The sequence below is a fragment of the Pseudoalteromonas sp. Isolate3 genome (assembly GCF_022398505.1).
GTDB lineage: Bacteria > Pseudomonadota > Gammaproteobacteria > Enterobacterales > Alteromonadaceae > Pseudoalteromonas > Pseudoalteromonas apostichopi.
The window spans coordinates 1-5,473 of the sequence record NZ_JAKEVN010000172.1 but is presented as its reverse complement, the minus strand read 5'-3'; the positions used below and the strand labels follow the sequence as shown (position 1 = coordinate 5,473).

The following is a 5,473-nucleotide window of genomic DNA, read 5'->3' as shown; positions in this document are numbered from 1 at the left end:
ATATTAAACATTAGTTATATCAATAACTTGATTATTTTGTTGTAAATTTTTTGCACAAATTAACCAAAAAGATGTAGCACAAATGTAATTTAGAGTGTATGGTTTGTTACTAGATGACAGCGTTGTCATCATCACTGGGCAGAAGTGATATAAAAAACCAACAAAATGATTCAAGGGGAATCCTGTGTTAGCTAAAAATTTTAAGAAAAGCTTATTAGCAGTTAATATCGGCCTCGTAATGAGTGCTGGGTTCACTGGTGCTGCATACGCAGCAGAAGAAACTAAAGTTCAAGAAGATGTTGAAGTAATTGAAGTCCGCGGTATTCGCCGTTCACTTGAAGCTTCAATGAATACTAAGCGCTTTGCTGACAGCGTTGTCGATGCTGTTTCTGCTGAAGATATTGGTAAGTTTCCTGATGGCGATGTAGGTGAAGCACTTGGTCGTATTTCAGGTGTTGCAGTTAATCGTCAATTCGGTCAAGGTCAACAAGTGTCGATTCGTGGTGCTTCAAGCCAATTAACACGCACACTTTTAAACGGTCAAACTGTTGCATCAACAGGTTGGTATGACCAACAATCAATCGACCGTAGTTTCAACTACACACTTTTACCACCTGAACTAGTTGGTGAAATCCAAGTTTATAAATCTTCTCAAGCTGACGTTGTAGAAGGTGGTGTTGGTGGTACGGTTATCGTTAACACTCGTAAGCCGCTTGATCTTGACGCTGGTACGACTTTCTTAAGTGTAAAAGGCGATTACGGCACAATCTCTGAAGAAACAGATCCTCAAGTTTCTGGTTTGTTTAGCTGGAAAAATGATGAGGAAACATTCGGTTTACTAGGTTCAGTATCTTGGGCAGAAACAAATTATCAACGTAACGGTATTGAGTCACTTATCGGCTGGGGTGATATTGTGCCTACTACGTTCCAACAAGAACGTGAGCGTACTGCACTAAATGCAACTTTCCAATATCGTCCTACAGAAAACCTAGAGTTAGGCTTAAACATTATGAGCCTTGAGTTAGATGCAAACAATGCAAACACCTCAAACTTCGTGATGTTCCCAGACGACAAAGAAGCTGCATGTGAGCAAACAAATGCATCTGGTACATGTACTTTCTACCGTCGTACTGGTGAAGGTGCAAACCCGGGTTGGACTCAAACTTGGGCACGTATTGCAAGCATGTCATCTGACACAGCTGATTTCAGCCTTAAATACGAAGGTGAAAATTTCACATTAAAAGGTCGTTTCGGTACAACTGAATCAGAAGGTGGTACAGACCTAACTGCAAACTACGGTAACTTCATTGGTGTTCCATCTGATTATGCTGGTACTTATGATGCAACTGGCGATGTGATAAAAATTGATATTAATAACAAGTACTTTGAACCATCAGACTTTGCAGGTCCATTATCTCCAGCTGGTTGGGCTCTGAAAAAACAACCTAACACAGATGAAGAAACTTATGCACAGGTTGATCTATCTTTCCCTGTAGACTTTGGTGCTATTACTGCAATCAAAACAGGTTTCCGTTGGGCAGACCACGAAGTAAAACAAGAAACTTACTCAACTACTTTAGTTGATACATTACCTAGTGGCGATGGTGAGACTTACTACTCAGGTACTATGTCATCAGGTGCTGGTTTCACTTTACCAGAGCCAGATTTTGACAAGATGGTAGCTGATGCACGTGCTGCAATTTCAAGCTTCGATAATGATTCAGCTGTATATCGTTCAGGTTACGGTACAATCGAAGAAGAAAACTTTGCAGTTTACGCAATGGCTGAATTCTCTGCAGAATCTATCCGCGGTAACTTCGGTTTACGTTATATCTCAACAGATGCAGAGTCAGATTACTACGGTTTTGCAAACGGTGAGTACGAGAGTTCACTTAGTACTGATAAAGCAAGCTACAACGACGTATTACCTAGCATCAATATCGCATTTGATTTAGCTGAAGATGTTATTTTACGTACCTCTGCAGCACAAGTTATTGCACGTCCTAACTACACTGATATGTTCTCTGCATCATCTTTTGCAGGTTACGCTGATGGTACAGCAAATAATGAGGTACTAACTAAAGGTAACGTTGGTCTTAACCCATTCAAAGCAACTCAAGCTGATTTAGGTATTGAGTGGTACTTTGATGGTGATGGTATGGTAAGTGCAACTTACTTCTTCAAAGACATCACATCATTTGTTACCTCAAGCCAAATCTTAAATCAACAAATTGGTGTCGTGGACCCTGATACTCAAGGTGATAACTGGACTCTATCTACTAAGCTAAATGCAAGTGGTGGTCAAATCGAAGGTATCGAGCTACAAATTCAAGATGGCTTTGATAGTGGCTTTGGTTACTCAGCAAACTACACATTTGTTGATGCACCATCAGAAGCTGAAAACTACCCAGATATGATCCCATTATTCTCAGATTCGTCTAAGCATACTGTGAATCTTGTGGGTTACTATGAAACAGATACTTACTCAGCTCGTTTAGCTTATAACTGGCGTTCAGAGTACATGATCCGTGAGCTTCCAGGCTTCTACGGTAACCGTGAGCACCAATCATACGGTACACTTGATTTCAGTGCTAACTACAGCGTAACTGATAATATTGACGTAACGTTTGAAGCTGTTAACTTAACTGAAGAAGATAGCGTACAAATCGGTGTTGCTCCTTCAGATGCAGAAGTTGTTCCAGAGCTTCGTAACGGCTACCCAGCATGGAGCTTTGAAGGTGAAGCACGCTACAAGCTAGGTGTATCACTACGTTTCTAATTTGATTTAGATAACGAAATTAAGAAAGCCCAGCTCGTACTGGGCTTTTTTGTGAGTAATACCAATCCGCAATAATACTTAGTTATTTTGTGGGGTTAAACCTGTCGCTACCTGCGTTAAAAATTTCTGATTTAGAACAACTAAATAACGAAATTTTTGCCTTGTTATCAACGAGGTTTTATTGCCTCAAAAAAGACCATTTAATTAAGCGAATTGGTATAAAAAGTGGGCGAGTATAAATGATAAAAAAAATCGCAATTGTTGGTGGCGGGACCGCAGGTTGGTTAGCTGCTAACCATTTAGGTCATGCACTGTTACAAAGTGGCATTGAAATTACATTAATCGAGTCACCTAATATTGCCAGCATCGGGGTTGGTGAGGGTACAGTTCCTTCGATGCGTAACTCTTTACAAAAGTTTGGTATCAGTGAAAGTGACTTTATCAATGAATGTGATGTTACTTTTAAGCAGTCAATCAAGTTTGTAAATTGGCTAGATAAACACAAACATGGTGCTAACTTTTACCATCATTTATTTGATCACCCACATATTTTTGGTGAGCAGTTAACACAGCAGTGGCTTGCTGAAGGTAGCGGTAATGATTACGCTGAGTTTGTTTCTAAGCAGCATGCGTGCTGTGAAAATAATTTAGCACCAAAAACAATTGCGACTCCACAATATGCCGGTGTCAACGGTTATGCCTATCATTTTGATGCTAAAAAGTTTGCTGCATTCTTAGGAAGTCATGCCACGCAACATTTTGCTGTTAAACACCTGTTTGCAGAAATTAAAGATGTCACCTGTGATGAGCATGGCTTCATTACACACCTAATCGACTCAGAAGGTACTGCCTTGCAGTTTGACTTTATTATCGATTGCTCTGGTTTTTCGGCTGCCTTTATAGGACAAAAGCTGGGAGTTGGTTTTGTTGATAAATCAGATAGCTTATTAACTGATACTGCAATCACATTGCAAGTGCCTACACAAAGCGATGATGAAATACCGCCCTACACAATTGCAACGGCACATCAAGCAGGGTGGATTTGGGATATTGCGCTTACAGAGCGAAGGGGAGTGGGTTTTGTTTATTCATCTAAGTATATGAGCGACGAACAAGCTCATGAAAAGTTACATCGTTACTTAGGTAACAAATTTGAGCACTTAACGCCAAGAAAGATCCCGATGAAAGTAGGGCACAGAGAAAAAATGTGGCACAAAAACTGTGTCGCCGTAGGGTTGTCGCAAGGGTTTGTTGAGCCACTTGAAGCCACAGCCATTTTAATTGCAGATTTTTCTGCGGGGTTATTAGCCAAACGCTTTCCTCGTACCCGAGATGATATAAACTTAGTTGCTGATGATTACAATCAGCATGTTAATTATGTATGGCAACAAACCTTTGATTTTATAAAAATGCATTACTGTATTTCGGATAGAACTGACTCGGCCTTTTGGCGTGATAACAAAAAAACCGACCAGTTATCAGAAAAACTAAAAAGTAACCTAGCACGCTGGCAGCGCTTTACACCGGTACGAGAAGACTTTGCCAGTAAGTTCGATTTATTTGACTTAGAAAACTACTTATATGTACTGTTTGGTATGCATTATGTACCGGCAAGGCAGCAAACCAAGCAGAGCGACAATCAACAAGTTGCTGAATTTAAACAGCAACGCATAAAGCAGTTATTGAATGAGCTACCTGAGCACAGGGAGCTGTTAGATAAAATAAAGAAATTTGGCTTACAGAAGTACTAAATTTCACTTAGATGATCTGGCTATCAAAGCTAGCCAGTTCATTCTATTCTAAAAAAAGAAGAGACAGATAATCGGCTGTTGTTTATGTCATTACTATACTTTTTGGTATTAAAAAGAGCTGCGCTATGCAGTAAGTTACTCTTATAAATTACTAGTCTATTCACTTTGGCTTCTATATTAATCACTTTTTCAAAAAGCTCTGTTGTTTCATTTAAGTAACCTTGATGAGTTGCGCTGTGTTTTTCTGTATCAGCAATCATTTGATGCACACTATTTTGATTATCGGCTGTCACTTTAATAATGTTATTGGGTAAGTATTTGTATATCCCTGTGCCACCCCATTCTTTTGGAGACAAATAATGCACAGCTGCAAATGTTTTATCATCGGTTGAATCAATATGTGGCATACGCTGCAACGTATTTAATTCATTTGCATTTTGAGTAACTAGTGAAAGTTTGCAGCGATGGAGATATAAATTGTTTTTACCACTTGTAATAGTTCCATGTTCTAAAAGCTCGCTAATTAACTGCTCAAAAGCACGATAATAGGGAGCTGGCATTTCATCACGCTTACCTGGGTAGAGTGTTCCATCACTACCAAGAGGCTGAAAGTACGCAGTATTTGCGGCAAAGTGATAAACTGGCTCTAGGTATTTTAAAAAGTCATCAATAATGATCACTGCTTCATTAATTTCAGTAATGAATACACTGCTTACTTTATAGTCTTTATTTAATTGATAGCCTTCCATTGTTTGTCTCACTCATTCCATAATTATTGAATATACTAACAAAAATAGTGGCTTATGAGTGATAATATTTGCGTGGTTATAGTTTGTTTTTTCGCCGTTTAAGGTTAATTGATAAGGTAGCTAAATTTGTTAATTTATAATGTACAAACTGCCACAAAATTTTCACTTCCTTTTTGTTGCCAAAACCTATAGGC

3 protein-coding genes are annotated in these 5,473 nt (G+C 39.0%); 2 read left to right on the top strand and 1 reads right to left on the bottom strand.

Annotated features, from left to right (window positions below):
* The first annotated feature begins 184 nt into the window (after positions 1–184).
* Both L1D46_RS19555 and L1D46_RS19550 read left to right on the top strand, forming a co-directional pair.
* A complete protein-coding gene (locus L1D46_RS19555) occupies positions 185–2,779 on the top strand; it encodes a TonB-dependent receptor (RefSeq protein WP_168990027.1) in 2,595 nt (864 codons plus the stop codon).
* A gap of 239 nt (positions 2,780–3,018) precedes the next feature.
* Positions 3,019–4,530 (top strand): tryptophan halogenase family protein, encoded by a 1,512-nt coding sequence (locus L1D46_RS19550; protein ID WP_130051883.1) that lies wholly within the window; start codon positions 3,019–3,021, stop codon positions 4,528–4,530.
* Positions 4,531–4,568: 38 nt separating this feature from the next.
* On the opposite strand, the gene L1D46_RS19545 is transcribed toward L1D46_RS19550, so the two are convergent.
* A complete protein-coding gene (locus tag L1D46_RS19545) occupies positions 4,569–5,279 on the bottom strand; it encodes a DUF6445 family protein (protein ID WP_239978079.1) in 711 nt (236 codons plus the stop codon).
* Positions 5,280–5,473 lie beyond the last annotated feature (194 nt).

Excerpts from the sequence above, each read along its gene's own strand:
- L1D46_RS19550 (WP_130051883.1), top strand. The coding sequence starts at position 3,019 with ATGATAAAAAAAATCGCAATTGTTGGTGGCGGGACCGCAGGTTGGTTA.
- L1D46_RS19545 (WP_239978079.1), bottom strand. The coding sequence starts at position 5,279 with ATGGAAGGCTATCAATTAAATAAAGACTATAAAGTAAGCAGTGTATTC.